This window comes from Pseudomonas sp. SWI44, from assembly GCF_002947915.1.
Taxonomy (GTDB): domain Bacteria; phylum Pseudomonadota; class Gammaproteobacteria; order Pseudomonadales; family Pseudomonadaceae; genus Aquipseudomonas; species Aquipseudomonas taiwanensis.
The window spans coordinates 4,293,927-4,312,958 of record NZ_CP026674.1 but is presented as its reverse complement, the minus strand read 5'-3'; the positions used below and the strand labels follow the sequence as shown (position 1 = coordinate 4,312,958).

General features: G+C 63.7%; 9 protein-coding genes. 4 read left to right on the top strand and 5 right to left on the bottom strand.

What is annotated here, in order from left to right; all coding sequences use genetic code 11:
* Positions 1-24: 24 nt before the first annotated feature.
* The 4 genes from ligA to C4Q26_RS20290 all read right to left on the bottom strand — a co-directional run bounded on the left by ligA (position 25) and on the right by C4Q26_RS20290 (position 7,656).
* Positions 25-2,355 carry an NAD-dependent DNA ligase LigA gene (ligA, locus tag C4Q26_RS20305; protein ID WP_104883436.1) on the bottom strand — a complete coding sequence of 777 codons (2,331 nt, stop codon included), beginning with the start codon at positions 2,353-2,355 and terminating at the stop codon, positions 25-27.
* A gap of 63 nt (positions 2,356-2,418) precedes the next feature.
* Positions 2,419-3,300, bottom strand: a complete 882-nt coding sequence (gene zipA, locus C4Q26_RS20300) for a cell division protein ZipA (protein WP_104881441.1) — start codon at positions 3,298-3,300, stop codon at positions 2,419-2,421.
* Positions 3,301-3,504: 204 nt separating this feature from the next.
* Entirely contained in the window at positions 3,505-6,993 is a 3,489-nt protein-coding gene (smc, locus tag C4Q26_RS20295; protein WP_104883435.1) for a chromosome segregation protein SMC, read from the bottom strand.
* A 3-nt stretch (positions 6,994-6,996) separates the two neighbouring features.
* The gene (locus C4Q26_RS20290) at positions 6,997-7,656 is read right to left on the bottom strand and encodes a GntR family transcriptional regulator (RefSeq protein WP_023381437.1); all 660 of its coding nucleotides are present in this window, start codon (positions 7,654-7,656) and stop codon (positions 6,997-6,999) included.
* Between the two features lie 269 nt (positions 7,657-7,925).
* Between C4Q26_RS20290 and xdhA the strand changes: the two genes are divergently transcribed.
* The 4 genes from xdhA to guaD are packed head-to-tail and all read left to right on the top strand — an operon-like array spanning position 7,926 to position 13,975.
* A complete protein-coding gene (xdhA, locus tag C4Q26_RS20285; protein ID WP_023381438.1) occupies positions 7,926-9,380 on the top strand; it encodes a xanthine dehydrogenase small subunit in 1,455 nt (484 codons plus the stop codon).
* Complete coding sequence (gene xdhB, locus C4Q26_RS20280; RefSeq protein ID WP_023381439.1) at positions 9,373-11,769, top strand: xanthine dehydrogenase molybdopterin binding subunit; 2,397 nt, start codon at positions 9,373-9,375, stop codon at positions 11,767-11,769. Before xdhA ends, xdhB begins: the two co-directional genes overlap by 8 nt.
* A gap of 45 nt (positions 11,770-11,814) precedes the next feature.
* Complete coding sequence (xdhC, locus tag C4Q26_RS20275) at positions 11,815-12,660, top strand: xanthine dehydrogenase accessory protein XdhC (protein ID WP_104881439.1); 846 nt, start codon at positions 11,815-11,817, stop codon at positions 12,658-12,660.
* A gap of 10 nt (positions 12,661-12,670) precedes the next feature.
* Complete coding sequence (gene guaD / locus C4Q26_RS20270) at positions 12,671-13,975, top strand: guanine deaminase (protein WP_023381441.1); 1,305 nt, start codon at positions 12,671-12,673, stop codon at positions 13,973-13,975.
* 7 nt (positions 13,976-13,982) lie between these two features.
* Here the strand turns inward: guaD and C4Q26_RS20265 are convergent, their stop codons facing one another.
* Complete coding sequence (locus C4Q26_RS20265) at positions 13,983-19,004, bottom strand: dermonecrotic toxin domain-containing protein (RefSeq protein ID WP_104883434.1); 5,022 nt, start codon at positions 19,002-19,004, stop codon at positions 13,983-13,985.
* Positions 19,005-19,032 lie beyond the last annotated feature (28 nt).

Here is a 19,032-nt window from a genome sequence, read left to right as displayed (position 1 = left end):
GCGCCCCAGGATCACGGCAGGCCCCTAGATAGCAATACCCTGATCGGCCAAGAACGCAACAAATGCATCCTCATCCAGCACCCTCACCCCCAGCTCACTGGCCTTGGCCAGCTTGGAACCGGCACCGGGACCGGCAACCACGCAATGGGTCTTGCCGGACACCGAGCCGGCTACCTTGGCGCCCAGGCTTTCGAGTTTTTCCTTGGCGATGTCGCGACTCATGCGCTCCAGGGTCCCGGTCAGCACCCAGGTCTGACCGGCCAGCGGCAGCCCTTCGGCAACTTTTTTCTCATTGCTCCAGTGCATGCCGAACTCCAGCAACTGAGCCTCGAGAGCCCGTGCAAGCTTCTGGTTGGCCTCGTCGCGGAAGAATTCGCGCACCGCATCGGCCTGCTTGGTGTTCAAGACCTGGCGCAAGTCGATGCCGTCGGCTTCGATGATCTTGTCCAGGCTGTCGAGCTTGGCCACCAGCTTTTCCGCCCCCGTCGGGCCGACCGAGGCGATGTCGAGCTTGGCGATCATGCCGGCCAAGGTGGTGCTGGCCGCGAACTCCGCTGCCACCTCGCCCTCGTCCTGCAACTGCATGCCGCTGGCGAACAGTTGCTCGATGACCTTGCGGTTGTGGTCGTCTTCAAAGAAGTTATGAATCTCATAGGCCACTTCGAGCCCGATGTCCGGCAGGTAGGTCAGCACCTGCGGCAGCGCCTTCTGAACCCGCGCCAGGCTACCCAGCGAGCGAGCCAGGACCTTGGCGGTCTCCTCGCCCACATCCGGAATGCCCAAGGCATAGATGAAGCGTGCAAGGCTCGGGCGCTTGCTGGCCTCGATGGCGTCCAGCAGCTTCTTGCTGGAGACCTCAGCGAAACCTTCCAGACCAACGATCTGCTCGAACGCCAGCTTGTACAGGTCCGCCGGCGAGCCGATCAGCCCCTCATCCACCAACTGCTCGACGCTCTTTTCACCCAGGCCGTCGATGTCCATGGCGCGACGGGACACGTAGTGAATGATCGCTTGCTTGAGCTGGGCACCGCAGGCCAGGCGACCGACACAGCGATACACCGCGCCCTCGCTGGTGGTTTCCTTGCCCTTGCTGCGCTTGACCAACTGGGTGCGCTCGACCTGCGAGCCGCACACCGGGCATTCGCTAGGCACCTCCACCGGACGGGCATCTTCGGGACGACGCTCGAGCACCACCTGCATCACCTGCGGGATAACGTCACCGGCGCGGCGAATGATCACCGTGTCACCGATACGCAGCCCCAAGCGCGCAATTTCATCCATGTTGTGCAGGGTGGCGTTTGACACGGTCACGCCGGCGACCTTGACCGGCTTCAGGCGTGCCACGGGAGTGACCGCTCCGGTACGACCGACCTGGAACTCGACATCCAGCACTTCGGTCAGCTCTTCCATGGCGGGGAACTTGTGGGCCACGGCCCAGCGCGGCTCTCGGGCGCGGAAGCCCAGCTCGCGCTGCGCGGCCAGACTGTTGACCTTGAACACCACGCCGTCGATTTCGTAGGCCAGGCTGCTACGCCGCTCACCGATGTCGTGGTAATAGGCCAGGCACTCTTCGATGCCCGCCGCGTGCTTGAGTTCGCGGCTGATCGGCAGGCCCCATTGCTTGAGTTGTTCGAGGATACCAATGTGGCTTTCGCCGATGCTCTCGGAGACCTGCCCCACGCCATAGCTGCAGAATTCCAGCGGGCGACTGGCAGTGATCTTCGGGTCCAACTGACGCAGGCTGCCGGCCGCCGCGTTGCGTGGGTTGGCGAAGGTCTTGCCGCCAGCAGCGGCCTGGACAGCGTTGAGTCGGTCGAACCCGGCCTTGCTCATGTACACCTCACCGCGCACTTCAAGCACGGCAGGCCACCCCTGGCCCTGGAGCTTGAGCGGGATATTCCGCACGGTGCGCACGTTGGCGCTGATGTCTTCGCCGGTGGTGCCATCACCTCGGGTCGCGCCTTGCACCAACTGGCCATCACGGTACAACAGGCTGACCGCAAGGCCATCGAGCTTGGGCTCGCAACTGAAATCGACCGCACCGGACTGATCGAGCCCTTCGGCCACGCGCCGGCCGAACTCGCGCAGGTCGGCCTCGTCGAAGGCGTTGCCGAGGCTGAGCATCGGCACTTCGTGACGGACCTGGCTGAATGCCGCCAAGGCATGACCACCGACGCGCTGAGTCGGCGAGTCGGGCATCACCAGGTGCGGGTATTCGGCCTCCAGCGCCTTGAGTTCGTTGAACAGGCGGTCGTACTCGGCATCTGGGATGCTTGGCTCGTCGAGCACGTAATAGCGGTAGTTGTGCTGATCGAGCTCGGCTCGCAGTTCGAGAATTCGGGTTTCGGCAGTCATTTTTGGCTCTCTTGCAAAGCAAAAAAGCAGCCAACAGGCTGCTCTTTCGTTTGGATCCCTCTGTCAGCGCTTCTGAGTCAACGCACGGCGCTCGAACTCGACGATACGCTGGCGGTAGTGCTCGATGGTCTGGGCGGTCAGCACGCTGCGCTGGTCGTCCTTGAGCTCGCCATTGAGCTCATGGGCCAGCTTGCGTGCCGCGGCCACCATCACATCGAAGGCCTGCTTTGGATGGCGCGGGCCTGGCAGACCGAGGAAGAAACTCACGGCCCGGGTGCTGAAGTGGTCGATGTCGTCCAGGTCGAAGACGCCTGGCTTGACCGCGTTGGCCATCGAGAACAGCACTTCGCCGTGACCGGCCATGCTTTCGTGACGGTGGAAAATATCCATTTCACCGAAGCGCAGGCCGCTCTCGAGAATGTTCTGCAGCAGCGCCGGCCCCTTGAAACCACCTTCGTCACGGGAGATGACACTGATCACCAGCACCTCTTCGACAGGTGGCAGCTCTTTGGCCGCGTTGCCGCTGGCAGCAAAACCGCTGTTGCGATTGTTGTCGGCGGCCAGACCTTCATCGGCATCGTCGAACAGGTCGGGCTCGCGCTGCTCGGCAACCAGGTTCAGGTCACCCTGTTGGGCTTGCGCGGTACGCTTGCCGCGCTTGTTGGCCTTGGCAGGCTTGGGTTCGCGCTCACGCTCACGCTCGGGCGCACTGACCGAAGGCAGGTCACTCTCGTCCAGCTCCGGCTCCTTGTGGGTGTCCAGTACCCGCGATGGGCCAAGCACCTCGGCACTGCCTTCGTCGTCCGGCAGGTTGGAGTAGCTGCGATCCAGACGGAACTTCAACTTGCCTTTACCGCCGCGCATGCGGCGCCAGCCGTCGAAAAGAATACCGGCGATGACAATGATGCCGATGACGATCAGCCACTCGCGCAGACCGATTTCCATGTAATCCCGTGCCTCTATAAAAATATGCTTGAAAACAAAGGGTTCAAAGCCCTTTAACACGTGGCGCCAACTCTATGTTCTGACAGGCGTTTTACCCACGCAAAAAACGAGTGACATTAAGCTAGCACGACCAAAGACAACTTTACACCGTCTGTCGCACATGACGGGGGCATTTGCCCACACATTCTGCCCTATCTTCGCTCATCAGGCGTCGACCATGGCCAGAGCCTCCTCCACATCAACTGCAACAAGACGTGAGCACCCAGGCTCATGCATGGTCACCCCCATCAATTGATCGGCCATCTCCATGGCAATCTTGTTGTGGGTGATGTAGATAAATTGCACGCTTTCACTCATGTCCTTGACCAAACGGGCGTAGCGCCCGACGTTGGCATCGTCCAGCGGTGCATCGACTTCGTCGAGCATGCAGAACGGTGCGGGGTTCAACTTGAAGATGGCAAACACCAGCGCCAATGCGGTCAGTGCCTTTTCGCCGCCGGACAGCAAATGGATGGTGCTGTTCTTCTTGCCCGGCGGACGCGCCATGATCGTCACCCCTGTATCGAGTAAATCTTCGCCCGTCAGTTCCAGATACGCGCTGCCGCCACCGAAAACTTTTGGGAAAAGCGCCTGTAATCCGGCATTTATCTGATCAAAGGTATCCTTGAAGCGGTTGCGGGTTTCCTTGTCGATCTTGCGAATGACGTTCTCCAGGGTCTCCAGAGCTTCGACCAGGTCGGCGTCCTGAGCATCCAGATAGCGCTTGCGCTCGGACTGCTGCTCGTATTCTTCGATCGCCGCCAGGTTGATCGCGCCCAGGCGCTGGATGCGCGCCTCCAACTGCTCAAGCTCCTGCTCGGTGCCCTGCTCGCTGGCCTCAGGTTCCAACGTGGCGAGCACGCCCTGCAAATCATAGCCATCGGCCAGAAGTTGCTCCTGCAGCGTCTTGCGGCGCACGTCCAGGCCCTGGCACTCCAGGCGCAACTGCTCCAACTGGCCACGCAGCAACTGTGCCTGCTGTTCGGCCTGGGTACGGCGCTTCTCGGCCTCTCGCAGTTCGCGGTCGGCCTCATCCATGTGCAGACGCGCCTGGCGCATTTCCTCGTCGACGCTCATGCGCCGCTCCAGCAACTCCTCCAGCTTCAGACGCAGTTCTTCGAGCGGCGCTTCGCCCTCCTCCAGATTGAGGCTCAATTGCTCCTGGCGCTCGCCAAGGCGCGCAGCCTGCTGCTCCAGACGCTCCAGAGCCTGGCGAGTGGAGTCGTGCTGGGCGCGCAACGAACCCAGGCGCACGGCGAGTTGGTGGGCATGGTCCTTGTGCTGACGGGCCTCCTGTCGCACACGGTCGAGACCCTCGCGCAAGGTATCGCGCCGGGCCATCAGCGCTTCGCGCTGCTCGGCGTCCTGTGCCATGAGGTCCAGCGCCTCTTGCAGCAACAGGCGCGCTTCACCCAATTGCTCATGCTCCACGGCGCGTTGCTCCTGCAACTCGACCAGCTCTTCGTGCAAGCGGCCGCGGCGCAGTTCCAACTGCTCGGCACGCGCACGGGCGGCCGACAGGCGCGAGTTGAGCTCGCCGTGCTGTAGGGTTTGCTCCTGGGTGCGGCGGCGCAGTTGCTCTCGCTGCTCTTCGTGGTCCAGTTGCTGCTCGCGCAGGGCCTGCAACCGTTGTTCGAGCACCTCGAGCGCCGCCTCCTGCTCAGCCTGGTCGAAGCCCAGGCGCTCGATTTCCTGGCCACGGGCCAGCACACCACCCTGGGCGTCTCCACCACGGCTGATGCGCAGGAAGTGCCGGCCCACCCAGTAGCCGTCGCGGCTCACCAAGCTCTGACCTTCGCCCAGGGAGGCGCGCAGGGCCAAGGCTTGCGCGAGGTCCTCCACCGGCTTGACCTGGGCCAGCCACGGGGCCAGGTCGGTACGACCTTCGACCTTGTCCAGCAGGCTGCCGGCCGGGCGCGCACCCTCCTCGTCGGCCAGCAGCAAACGCAGCTCGCCCTGCTCGAGGTGCGTGAAATCAAGCCCGGCGAAGTCATTGACCAACACCGCTTGCAAGTCAGCTCCGAGCACCGTCTCCACGGCCAGCTCCCAACCCGGCTCGACACGCAAGCCCTCGGCCAGCCGGGGCTGGTGCGCCAGGCCTTGTTCGCTCAACCACTGCGCAATGCCTGCGCCTGGCTCGAGGGCGGCCTGCTGCAATGCCTCGAGCGAGGCCAGGCGTCCGCCCAGCCGCTGCAGATCGCCCTGCGCCTGCTGCTGCGCTTGGGTCGCCTGCTGCAACTGCTCACGCACGCCCTCAAGGCTGTCGACCAGTTGCTCTTCCGCCAACTGCAGCGCTTCAAGCTGTACTTCACTGCCTGCCAACTGCTCGCTCAAGGCCCGCATGTCGGCATCCTGCGGGTCGGCGCCCAGCTGCTCGCCTTCCTCGGTCAGTTTGCGCTGGCGTTCGCTCAGGCGCTCCAGGCTGGCTTCAAGCTGCTGCAGACGCGACTGCTGGACCTCGGCCTGGCGCCGAGGTTCGGCAGAGCGGGTATTGAAGCTGTCCCACTGCTCTTGCCAGCCGTGCATGCCTTGCTCGGCTTCTTCCAGGATGGCGGCAGCCTCCTCGGCCGCGGCCAGGGTCAGCTCCTGCTCGGGCAGCAGCCTGTCCAGCTCTTCGCCCAGCGTGGCCAGCAGGGTGCGATCGTGGCCCAGGTGCGACTCGGTCTCCAGTCGCGTGCGCTCGGCCTCCTTGAGGTCGTCCTGCAACTGACGAAGGCGTTGCTGGCCGTGCTGAATGCTCTGCTCGACCCGGGCGATATCGCCGGCCACCGAGTAGAAACGCCCTTGGACCTGGTTGAAGCGTTCGGACAGCTCGTGATGACCGTCGCGCAGGCGCTCGATGGCGGCGTCGGCATTGCGTTGCTCGGCCACCAACGCCTCATGGGCGACGTCCTGATCGCCAATCACCCCTTCACGCTGGCGCACGCGGGCATCTAGGTCGCGCCAGCGCAAAGCCGACAAACGCGCCTTGAACTGGCGCTCCTGGGCTTTGTACTCGCGGTATTTCTCGGCGGCCTGGGCCTGGCGATGCAGGCGCTCCAACTGGCGCTCCAGTTCTTCGCGCAGGTCGGTCAGGCGCGCCAGGTTTTCCTGGGTGCGGCGAATGCGGTTCTCGGTCTCGCGGCGGCGCTCCTTGTATTTGGATATGCCAGCGGCTTCCTCGATGAAATTGCGCAGCTCCTCGGGCTTGGCCTCGATCAGCTTGGAGATCATGCCCTGTTCGATGATCGAATAGCTGCGCGGGCCCAGGCCGGTGCCGAGAAAAATATCGGTGATATCACGCCGACGGCACTTGGCACCGTTCAGGTAATAGGTGTTCTGCCCGTCGCGGGTCACCTTGCGACGGATGGAAATCTCCGCATAGGCGGCGTATTCGCCCACCAGGGTATTGTCACTGTTGTCGAACACCAGTTCGATGCTGGCCTGGCTGACAGGCTTGCGGCTGGTGGAGCCGTTGAAGATGACATCGGTCATCGACTCGCCACGCAGGTTCTTCGCCGAACTTTCGCCCATCACCCAACGCACCGCGTCGATGATGTTGGACTTGCCACAGCCGTTGGGGCCGACCACGGCCGCCATGTTGCTGGGGAAGTTGACCGTGGTCGGGTCGACGAACGACTTGAACCCGGCCAGGCGAATGCACTTTAGGCGCATCGGTCAGACTCGGGCCAACGCAGCCAGCACCAGTTCGCAACTACGCTGGCCGTAGGCGGTAAGCACTTCGCGAATGCGCGGCAGGTCTCGGGCGACCACGGCGTCGAGCAAGCGGGCGAACAGCTCCAGGTAGTCGTTCATGTTGGCCTGGCGCTGATCCAGTGACAGGTAGTAGGCACGGCTCATGGCCGGCTGCAGGTTCTCGACGGTTTCCTGGAGGAACGGGTTGTCGGCAAACGGGTAGGCCGCGCGCATCACGGCAAAACTTTCGGCGACGAAGGTCTTGATGTCCTTGTTGGCGCACGCTTGCTGCAGGCGCTGCTGAATGCCCAAGAATGGCAACAGGTCGCTCTCGACGCGCCATTTCTGCGCAACCGCGTTGCCCAGCAGGATGTAGAACTCGCTCATCAAGGTGCACAGGCTGCGCACGCTGCGTTCGTCCAGTTCGGTCACATGGGCACCACGACGCGGCAAGATCGCGACCAGATGCCGACGTTCGAGGATCAACAGGGCCTCACGCACCGAGCCACGGCTGACATTGAGCGCCTGGGTGACCTTCTGCTCCTGGATACGTTCTCCCGGCGCGAGTTCGCCACGGATGATCCGCTCGGCCAGGTAGTCGGCAATCTGCTCTGAGAGGCTGTCCGGCGCCTTGAACGTCATGGTTTTCCTTCAGAATCATTGAACTGGAGACAAGGGCGGGATTGTAGCGCACTTGCAGCCCAATCGAGCAGGGGGACTACAGCCTTTGTTGGCATCGCCCAATGCCCTCGATGACGGCCCGATCTATGCTTAGGAAAAGGACGGGTTCGGTGGAATCGGCGTAGGCATGAATAATTTCCTGACCTTTGAGTCAGAAAAATATTGACCTTCAGGTCAGCCCTGCTTAGAGTCCGCCCGAACAACAATAAAACCATTGCGAGGCCTTCCCCGTGATCCAGTTTCTCGTCAATCAGGAGCTGCGTAGTGAGCACGCCCTGGACCCGAACATGACGGTGCTGCAATACCTGCGCGAGCACCTGGGCAAACCCGGCACCAAGGAGGGCTGCGCCAGTGGCGACTGCGGCGCCTGCACCGTGGTGGTCGGCGAACTGACCCAGGACGCTGCCGGCAACGACACCTTGCGCTACCGCAGCCTCAACTCGTGCCTGACGTTCGTTTCGTCGCTGCACGGCAAACAGCTCATCAGCGTCGAAGGCCTCAAGCACCAGGGCAAGCTGCACAGCGTGCAACAGGCCATGGCCGACTGCCACGGTTCGCAGTGCGGCTTCTGCACCCCTGGTTTTGTCATGTCGCTGTTCGCTCTGCAAAAGAACAGCGAAGGCCACGACCTGCACCAGGCGCAGGAAGCACTGGCTGGCAACCTGTGCCGTTGCACCGGTTACCGCCCGATTCTCGACGCGGCCCAGCAGAGCTGCGCCCAGCCCTGCCGGGACCAGTTCGATGCCCAGCAGGCCCAGACCATCAGCCGCCTCAAAGCCATTGCCCCGACCCAGACCGGCGAGCTCAACAGTGGCGACAAGCGCTGCCTGGTGCCGCTGACCGTGGCCGACCTGGCCGACTTGTACAGTTCCCACCCCGAGGCACGCCTGCTGGCCGGTGGTACCGACCTGGCGCTGGAAGTCACCCAGTTCCACAAGACCTTGCCGGTGATGATCTACGTCGGCCACGTCGCCGAACTCAAGCGCATCGAGAAAACCGCCAGCCACTTGGAAATCGGCGCCGCCACCCCGCTCACCGACTGCTACGGCGCGCTCAACGAGGAATACCCTGACTTCGGCGCCCTGCTCCACCGCTTCGCCTCGCTGCAGATCCGCAACCAGGGCACCCTGGGCGGGAACATTGGCAACGCCTCGCCGATTGGCGACTCGCCACCCTTGCTGATCGCCCTGGACGCGCAGATCGTGTTGCGTCAAGGCCAGCGCCAGCGCACTCTGGCACTGGAAGACTATTTCATCGACTACCGCATCACCGCACGCCAGGACAGCGAGTTCATCGAGAAGATCATCGTGCCCCGCGCCAGCGCTGACTGGGCGTTCCGCGCCTACAAAGTGTCCAAGCGCCTGGACGACGACATCTCCGCCGTGTGCGGGGCGTTCAACCTGAGCATCGAAAATGGCGTGGTCAGCGGTGTGCGCATTGCCTTCGGCGGGATGGCCGCCATTCCCAAGCGTGCCCGGGCCTGCGAAGCCGCACTGCGCGGCAAGCCTTGGAACCAGGCCAGCATCGAACGCGCCTGCCAGGCGCTGGCCGAGGACTTCACCCCGCTCAGCGACTTCCGTGCCAGCAAGGAGTACCGCCTGCTGACCGCGCAGAACCTGCTGCGCAAGTACTTCATCGAACAGCAATCGCCATACATCGAGACCCGGGTGACCGCTTATGTCTAACCATCACGCAGCCAAGAGCCAGGCCGAGATGGCCGAACTGTTCCGCCAGGACCTGACCACCGGTGTTGGCCGCAGCATCAAGCACGACAGTGCCGACAAGCATGTGTCCGGCGAGGCGGTGTACATCGACGATCGCCTGGAGTTCCCCAACCAGCTGCACGTGTATGCCCGCACGTCCGACCGCGCCCACGCACGCATCCTGCGCATCGACACCACGCCCTGCTATGCCTTCGAAGGTGTGCGCATCGCCATTACCCACGAAGACATTCCCGGCCTGAAGGATATCGGCCCGGTGGTGGCCGGTGACCCGCTGCTGGCCATCGACAAGGTCGAGTTCTTCGGCCAACCGGTACTCGCCGTGGCCGCCCGCGACCTCGACACCGCGCGCCGTGCGGCCATGGCCGCCATCATCGAGTACGAAGACCTGGAACCAGTGCTGGATGTGGTCGAAGCGTTTCGCAAGAAGCACTTCGTGCTCGACAGCCACACCCACCAGCGTGGCGATTCGGCCGCAGCCCTGGCCAGCGCTGCGCACCGCCTGCAAGGCACCCTGCACATCGGCGGCCAGGAGCACTTTTACCTGGAAACCCAGATCTCTTCGGTAATGCCTACCGAAGATGGCGGCATGATCGTCTACTGCTCGACCCAGAACCCCACCGAGGTGCAGAAGCTGGTCGCCGAAGTGCTGGACGTGCCGATGAACAAGATCGTGCTCGACATGCGCCGCATGGGCGGCGGTTTCGGAGGCAAGGAAACCCAGGCGGCCAGCCCGGCGTGCCTGTGCGCGGTGATCGCCCGCCTGACCGGCCAGCCGACCAAGATGCGCCTGCCGCGCGTCGAAGACATGACCATGACCGGCAAACGTCACCCGTTCTACGTCGAGTACGACGTGGGCTTCGACGATGACGGCCGCCTGCATGGCATCACCTTCGACCTGGCTGGCAACTGCGGCTACTCCCCGGACCTGTCCGGTTCGATCGTCGACCGCGCCATGTTCCACTCCGACAACGCCTATTACCTGGGCGATGCCACCGTGCACGGCCACCGTTGCAAGACCAACACCGCCTCCAACACCGCCTACCGTGGCTTTGGCGGTCCGCAGGGCATGGTCGCCATCGAGCAGGTGATGGACCACATCGCCCGCCACCTGGGTCGCGACCCGCTGGAGGTACGCAAAGCCAACTACTACGGCAAGACCGAGCGCAACGTCACCCATTACTACCAGACGGTCGAGCACAACATGCTCGAAGAGATGACCGCCGAACTGGAAGCCAGCAGCGACTATGCCGAGCGTCGCGAGTCGATCCGCCGCTTCAACGCCAACAGCCCGATCCTGAAGAAGGGCCTGGCGCTGACCCCGGTCAAGTTCGGTATTTCGTTCACCGCCACCTTCCTCAACCAGGCCGGTGCGCTGATCCACATCTATACCGACGGCAGCATCCACCTGAACCACGGCGGCACCGAAATGGGCCAGGGTCTGAACACCAAGGTCGCCCAGGTGGTCGCGCAGGTGTTCCAGGTCGACTTCAGCCGTATCCAGATCACCGCCACCAATACCGACAAGGTGCCCAACACCTCGCCGACCGCCGCCTCCAGCGGCGCCGACCTCAATGGCAAAGCGGCGCAGAATGCCGCAGAAATCCTCAAGAAGCGCCTCACCGAATTCGCCGCACGCCACTATCAGGTGACCGAGGAAGACGTCGAGTTCCGCAACGGCCATGTACGGGTGCGCGACCAGATCGTCAGTTTCGAGCAACTGGTTCAGCTGGCGTACTTCGCCCAGGTTTCGCTGTCGAGCACCGGTTTCTACCGTACGCCGAAGATCTACTACGACCGCAGCCAGGCGCGTGGCCGGCCGTTCTACTACTTCGCCTTCGGCGCGGCATGCGTGGAGGTGATCGTCGATACCCTGACCGGCGAATACAAGATGCTGCGCGCCGACATCCTGCATGACGTCGGTGACTCGCTGAACCCGGCCATCGACATCGGCCAGGTGGAGGGCGGCTTCATCCAGGGCATGGGCTGGCTCACCACCGAGGAACTGGTGTGGAACGCCAAGGGCAAGCTGATGACCAACGGCCCGGCCAGCTACAAGATACCGGCAGTGGCCGACATGCCGCTGGACCTGCGCGTGAAGCTGGTGGAGAACCGCAAGAACCCGGAAGACACCGTGTTCCACTCCAAGGCCGTGGGCGAGCCACCGTTCATGCTCGGCATCGCTGCCTGGTGCGCGATCAAGGATGCCGTAGCCAGCATCGCCGACTACCGCGAGCAGCCGAACATCGACGCGCCAGCGACGCCGGAGCGGGTGTTGTGGGGCTGTGAGCAGATGCGCAGGGCGGTGGCCACGCAACCGGCCGAACCGCAACTGGAAACAGAGACTCAGTAACACCGCCCCCAAAGCGGGCCGAGCTACCTGAAGAGGAATTGGATCATGCACCAATGGATCAACGCCCTCGCCGACCATCAATCCCGTGGCGAAGCCTGCGTGCTGGTGACCATCATCGAAGAGCGCGGCTCCACGCCACGCAACGCAGGCTCGAAGATGGTGGTCAGCGCCGACGGCCTGTTCGACACCATCGGTGGCGGCCACCTGGAATACAAGGCCCTGCACATCGCCCGGCAGATGCTCGAAGCGCAACGCACGACCCCGCATCTGGAGCGCTTCAGCCTGGGCGCCAGCCTCGGCCAGTGCTGCGGCGGCGTCACTGTACTGCTGTTCGAACCCATGGCCGCGGTGCAGGCGCAGATCGCTGTGTTCGGCGCGGGCCATGTCGGCCGCGCTCTGGTACCCTTGCTCGCCGCGTTGCCCTGCCGAGTACGCTGGATCGACTCACGCGAGCAGGAGTTTCCCGAGGTCATCCCTAACGGTGTGACCAAGGTCGTCAGCGAGGAACCGGTCGACGAGGTGGCAGAGCTGCCAGCAGGCTGCTACTGCATCGTCATGACCCACAACCACCAGCTCGACCTGGAACTGACCGCCGCCATTCTGAAGCGCAACGATTTCACCTGGTTTGGTCTGATCGGCTCGAAGACCAAGCGCGCCAAGTTCGAGCACCGTCTGCGCGAGCGCGGCTATGACGACGCCGTCATGGCACGCATGCGCTGCCCGATGGGCCTGGCCGAGGTCAAAGGCAAGCTGCCGATCGAGATCGCCGTGTCCATAGCCGGGGAAATCATTGCCACTTACAACGCCTGCTTCGGCCAGCACGACGCTGCCGCCAATGCCGGCCCCATTGCCCAGTTGCTGCCGCCTTCACGGCGCAGCCAAGCCCTTTGACGAGCGTTTTATGACTGCTACCCGTAAAGCCTACCGCGCCGCCATCCTGCACAGCATCGCCGACCCGGCCGAAGTTGGCCTGGACGCCTCCCACGAATACTACGAGGATGGCCTGCTGGTAATCGATGATGGCCGCATCAGCGCCGTTGGCCATGCCAGCGAGCTGCTGCCGACCCTGGACGCCGACATCGAGGTGGTGCACTACCAGGATGCCCTGATTACCCCAGGCTTCATCGACACCCATATCCACTTCCCGCAGACTGGCATGATCGGTTCCTACGGCGAACAGCTGCTGGACTGGCTAAATACCTACACCTTCCCCTGCGAGAAGCAGTTTGCCGACAAGGCCCATGCCGACCAGGTGGCGAAGATTTTCCTCAAGGAGCTGCTGCGCAATGGCACCACCACCGCCCTGGTGTTCGGCAGCGTGCACCCGGAATCGGTCAACGCGCTGTTCGAAGAAGCTGAGCGTCTGGACCTGCGCCTGATCGCCGGCAAGGTGATGATGGACCGCAATGCGCCTGACTACCTGACCGACACCGCCGAGTCGAGCTACAGCGAAAGCAAGGCATTGATCGAACGCTGGCATGGCAAGGGCCGCCTGCACTACGCGGTCACCCCGCGTTTCGCCCCTACCAGCACCCCGGAACAACTGACCATGGCGGGGCAACTGCTCAAGGAACACCCCGGCGTGTACATGCACACGCACCTGTCGGAGAACCTCAAGGAAATCGACTGGGTCAAGTCGCTGTTCCCTGAGCAGAAGGGTTACCTGGACGTCTACGACCACTTCGAACTGCTGGGCGAGCGCTCGGTGTTCGCCCACGGCGTGCACCTGTGTGACGACGAGTGCCAGCGTCTGGCAGAAACCGGCTCGGCGATCGCCTTCTGCCCAACCTCCAACCTGTTCCTGGGCAGCGGCCTGTTCAACCTGCCCCAGGCCGAGCGTTTCAAGGTCAACGTTGGCCTGGGCACCGATGTCGGCGCCGGCACCAGCTTCTCGCTGCTCACTACCCTGAACGAGGCCTACAAGGTGATGCAACTGCAGGGCGCTCGCTTGCACCCCTACAAGTCGCTGTACCTGGCGACCCTCGGCGGTGCCCGTGCCTTGCGCCTGGACGACCGCATCGGCAGCCTGCGCCCAGGCAACGATGCCGACTTCGTGGTGCTCGACTACAAGGCCACGCCGCTGCTGGACTACCGTATCCAACAGTCCAACAGCATCGAAGAGACCCTGTTCGTCCTCACCACCCTGGGCGACGACCGCACCGTGCGGGAAACCTACGCGGCCGGTCGTTGCGTGCACCAGCGCTGAGGCGCGATCAGAAATCGGCCAGGCGCGTCACCGCGACCTGGCCACTGTACGGCCCTGCCCCTACGCGCAAGGTCACCAGCAAGCGAACCAGACGTCCTTGCTCGACCGCCTGCTGCAGAGCCTGGCGCGCTTGCGCGCCGATCTGCGTGTGCCACTGCGCCAGCCAAGCCTGGGACAGCACTGATCCTCCCAGGTCCGGGGCCACATCGATAACCGCCTCTTCGCTGACGGCCACCAGCACGAGGTAGACCCTGCCTGTCGACGACTGCCCATACTGGACGACATTGCCGATACGCTGCTGGTGGCTCAATCCATAACGCCTGAGCATATCGTCGACCACGTTGATGGCGTGCTGGCGCATGCGTCTGCCACTGACAGTGCCGAGCAATTGCTGGCTGTGGGCATCCACGGCTCGCAGGTAGTACACCGGAGGCCTGGCTGCCGGAGCATCCAGCGCCAGCGTCAACCGCCACCCCCTCTGCCCCTCCAGCTGCAAGGGCCGCTGCGGCGCGAGCAACAACAGCGGGTCGGCGAGATCACCCAGGGCGCGGGTATCTCCCAACCAGCCATTGAGCACCTGCTCAAGGTGCAACAACCGCGCATGCTCGCTGCCCTGGAACCCTTCGAATACCGTACGGGCGACGTTCTGCGCACTCTGTTGGGCCAAACCTGGACGCGCACGGCTAACCTGGTAATCCAACGGCAGGGTGAACAGCGCCCGCCGCACCGACCACCCCTGCTGGTTACGCACCACCAACCAGGGCTGTTCGCCGTAGCGCTGACGCACACAGCGTTGCAGGTCATCGAAACGCAACGGTGCAGGTAGCTGCTGCGTCCGGGTAAGCACAATGGCGCTGTTGCTTTCCACCGGAAAGATCGGCACCCAGCGCCCTTCGATAGCGACCCCTTGGACCAACGCTTCGCCTTCGGCTCCATAAAGCCCTGAGCCTGGTACTCGCTCGATGTCCGCCATCGTGAGCTCACGCGAGCTGTGTCGCCAGCTCCGTCCTTGCGGGACCGTGGGATTCTCGCGCAGCTGGAAATGGATACGCTGCCAGACCAATTCGGTGGTGTGCGGCCCCTCGAAGTGCACGCCGCCCAGCACTGGCCGCAGCAATCGTTGCTGGCGGGCCGTGCGCAGCGCGGCAGCGACCGGCAGTGTCAAGCGGGAGATCAGTTCGTCCAGCCAGACTTCACCGAACAGCACCATGCCATTGCGCCCCATCAGCGATACCCGCCCCAGCGCCAGATGCTGCAGCAGCACATACACCTCCCGATGCCCGGGCCTCACGAAGATGAACAGGCAACGCCCTTGGTGGCCACCCTCCTGGAGAATCCGGTAACCTCGGTCGACGATGGCCCGCCTGATGCCTGCCTGGAATGGCTGCAAGGTCGGCTGCCCCACAGCGCTGCGCAGCGCATCGGCTTCGGGACGCGCGAGCATCCAGCGCCACTCGTACGTCTGGGTGCCGAGGACGTCTCGGTTGACCGCCACTTGCAGATTGTCGACGATGCGCTCGTCGATTATCCGCAGCGGCTCGGAGGTCGCATCATCCAGCCAGTGATCCAGATCCTCCAGCGTGATCGAACTCCATCCATGGCGGCGCCGGGCATTCCTGAACAGCGTCTCGCCCATTACCTGCCGGGCGTTGGCATTCATCAAGGGATAACGCCGGGCAAGCCGTGCACCGAAGGTTTCGGCAAAACCACCCAACACTTCAGGCGCCTCGGCGGCGTGCTGCCCCAGTCGGACCCGCACCGGTCCGAACCCTTGTGCGATCCCGTCATCGAGATCGACCAGCCGTTCAGGCTGCCAGCCCGGCTGGACGATGAAACGCACCCGACTGGAGGCCGACCCTTCAAGTATTGGGTAATAGTTACCCTCGACACGCACACCGAGCGCCGAGGTATCCGACTGCCCCCCGAAATGTACACTGACTTCGCCCCCGGACCTTGCGATCACACGGTCTTCGCCATGAAGCGCCCAACGCCACTGCTGCCAGGGCTGGGAAGGCCTGGTGACCGGCACACCCGCCGAGCTGCCTGGGCCAATGAGGTGGGTACGCGACCAGGCTGGCGCTACACCATCGGCCAGGTAGGACAATACGAACTCCACCCGCTGCTCTTCACTTCGAAAGGCGTAGTTGGCGAGGATGCGCCGTCCCCGCACCAAGGCGGTCTGCGGGCTTGCCCCGGCGAACGGCTGGTGCCGGCTGCGCGGCCCCGCATATTTCAGCAGCCCTTCCGATTCGGTCAGTTTGCCGCCGCCACCGCGCAGGCCGACCTCGGCATGCACGACCCAACGCCCACCCTCCCTGCGCACTGGCGCCTCGTAGCGCCGCATGGTGGTGGCACGCAAGCGTAGCGTGTGCTCCCCGGCTCGCCGGTAGACGGCATAGAGGCGACCGTCCTGCTGGATGTACTGCTGGCCGGCATGCAGCCAAAGCCCCTCGTCGCCCCCCTGCAAGCGAGTCGCGCCGCGCAGCCGTGGTTGTACCTCATAGCCGGCCAGCGGGCGGCTGGCGCTGAGTTGCCGCAGGCGCAGGCGCACGGCCCGGCGCAGGCTCCACAGCCCACCGGCGACAGGAACGGCGGTTAGCAGGATGTCGGCCACGGCACCCGCCACGCTCAGCGCAGCCCAACCCAATGAGTCGGCATCCCGTGCCCGCCAGGCGCTACCGATGGCCTGGACACTGTGCTGGATATCCTGCAATGCGACGACCACGTTCACACCCGGCACTATCGCCAGGCCAGCCCTGAGATAACCGATGTGGCGCTCATGCGCCTGCTGGTCACGGCTGATCCTGATACCCAGCTGATTGCGCCCTTGCTGGCGCGCCAGACTCATCAGGCGGTTACGCCGGTCCGTCAGCTGCAGGCCGATCAGCGTCTGGTCGATTGCCGCTGGGGCATTCAAGAAGCCTTCATAGCCCTTGCTGGCCGCCTGGCGGAAATAGCTCAGGAGCCGGTCGGGGTCGTCGGTGCAGCGCTGCGCAACATAGTCGGCTACATCCGTGCGGGTGCGGATGGCCAGCCGCAGATGAGCCAACGCCTGTTCAAGGCTATCGCGCTCGATCAAATTGATGTCTTCTGGCGCACCGGGCAAAACCAGCACGGTTAGGCCTGAATCGGTCCTGACCAGCGCACCGGCGCCGCGGATTTCGCTACCCAGGGCCTGGTTGCTGTTGATGGTCAACCAGTGAACTCGCATCCTTGCTTGCGCCAGTGCCGCAGTTGAAGTCACCTGCGCCGCGGTGTCCAGCATGTCCACGGCAGGTTGGCTGAGCGCCTGACGCCAGTGTTGTACGCGGGCCAACAGTTGCAGTTCGAGTCTGTAAGGTCGACGCAAGCGCTGGATATCCGCCTCCTGCGACGGGTCGAATGTCACAGCCAGAGTAGTCTCGAATTGCCTCAGCGGGTCGAGCGAGACCAAGGTGTCGGACAGATACTTCGCCGAGATGCCCGCTACCCGCCACTGGGCCATCTGCAGGCGTCTAGTCTCGGCGTCGTCCTGGCCATCGAAGCCTTCGCAAGCCAGTTGCGCGACCGTCACATCCTCCCATTCGTCGCTTGCCACCCATGTCATCGACGCCTGCGCCGCGTGTAATGGAGCGCCGGAAAAGCCGAACTCGCCGCCAGGGAAGGGCTCGATGACTGTACCTTCGCCCAACCAGTGAAAGCCGACCGACACCGGCCGATGCAGCAGCACGGTGTCAGGGGTCAGCGTGATGCCCAGGTCCTGCTGGATTCGATCGCAGAGCAACTGACCGGCGAATGTGACAAATGGCGGTAATTGTTCTTCAAGCCAATCTTCCAGCGCCCAGGCTGCCTGTTGGTACTCCCTCAGCCAGGCGGCAAAGAGCTCGCGCTCATCTTCGCTTCGCGCCAGCAGCCACTGTGGCAGGTGTTGGGCCAACGTATCGGCTGCCCACAGTTGCTCGAGCACCGCCACCGCCGCCTGCCGACAACTGTCGACCGGCATCGACAGCGCCGTGCGGGCAAGCTCCCGACGCCGCTCGGCCTCCTGATCGGGCGTCAGTTGTGCCAGCGGGCCATTGGCTGGCGGAGCGTCCCCCAACTGCCCCGACCAGTGATCCAGCAGGTCCTGTACAAGACCGGTGAGGCCTTGCGGAGCGGGCACGAACTGCAATTGAGCCTCATCCTCGGGAACCAGCGAGGATACTGGCAGGCGTGCGTTGGCCAGGGTGAAGGCCAGGCGCTCGCGCAGTTGTACCTGGGCCTCCAGGCAAATCAGCCCTCCGCCTTCGCCATGAACCCAGACCAGCAGGGGGGCATCGAGCAAGCCAGAGGCCCATGCACTGGCTTGGACCATCGCCCACACCCCAGGCAGTGGCTGTTCACCCACCTGCACCGAAAGCCACTGCACGGGGTGCTGATCATCGGGCGAGAACAATTGGTCGCGAGCCTGATGTGTGATTTGCCCCTCAAGCACCTGCAGGCTTGCCTCGGCATCCATGGCCGCGAGGATTGCTGCTTGCAATGGCCCCGACTCGCGCCACGGCCCTTCCCCCGTCAGCGCCTGACGCGCCTGCTCGGTCGCTTTATGCCGGGTGCTTTGCAGGCTTATCCAAGGCGCCAGTGCCTGTCGCGCTGGCGCCGTCGCGCCGAAACAGTCCAACAGCCGCTGAAGGTGCTGTGCCCGGTAACGGTCACGCAGACGCTCGGGGTAGCTGTCCGGCAAACTGCCTAATGGCAACAGGTCGGCATAAACCTGCGCTTGGGCCTCCAGGGCTTCCTCCAGCACGCTGAACCACTGCGGTTCGGCGGACTCGATGTGCCCTGCCTGCAAATCGAGCCCAGCGGGCAAACGTTGCCGCCATTGCGTATCGCCAGCCGACCTGGCCCGCCGTGCAACCGATGCCTGGTTGAGCCAGTCCACGGGATCGGGCGCATCGGCAAGCAGTGCATGCAGTTGCACCCTGGCCTGCTCCAGGACCGGGTCGGGGGCGCTTGTCGATTCAACGCTGTCGAGGGGTACGGCATCGAACAATTCGGCCGGTAAAGTCATGTAGGTAGCTCCTTATGAAGAGCCACCA

Coding starts and splice junctions, on each gene's coding strand:
- ligA (WP_104883436.1), bottom strand. CDS start 2,355: ATGACTGCCGAAACCCGAATTCTCGAACTGCGAGCCGAGCTCGATCAG.
- zipA (WP_104881441.1), bottom strand. CDS start 3,300: ATGGAAATCGGTCTGCGCGAGTGGCTGATCGTCATCGGCATCATTGTC.
- smc (WP_104883435.1), bottom strand. CDS start 6,993: ATGCGCCTAAAGTGCATTCGCCTGGCCGGGTTCAAGTCGTTCGTCGAC.
- C4Q26_RS20290 (WP_023381437.1), bottom strand. CDS start 7,656: ATGACGTTCAAGGCGCCGGACAGCCTCTCAGAGCAGATTGCCGACTAC.
- xdhB (WP_023381439.1), top strand. CDS start 9,373: ATGTCTAACCATCACGCAGCCAAGAGCCAGGCCGAGATGGCCGAACTG.
- xdhC (WP_104881439.1), top strand. CDS start 11,815: ATGCACCAATGGATCAACGCCCTCGCCGACCATCAATCCCGTGGCGAA.
- guaD (WP_023381441.1), top strand. CDS start 12,671: ATGACTGCTACCCGTAAAGCCTACCGCGCCGCCATCCTGCACAGCATC.
- C4Q26_RS20265 (WP_104883434.1), bottom strand. CDS start 19,004: ATGACTTTACCGGCCGAATTGTTCGATGCCGTACCCCTCGACAGCGTT.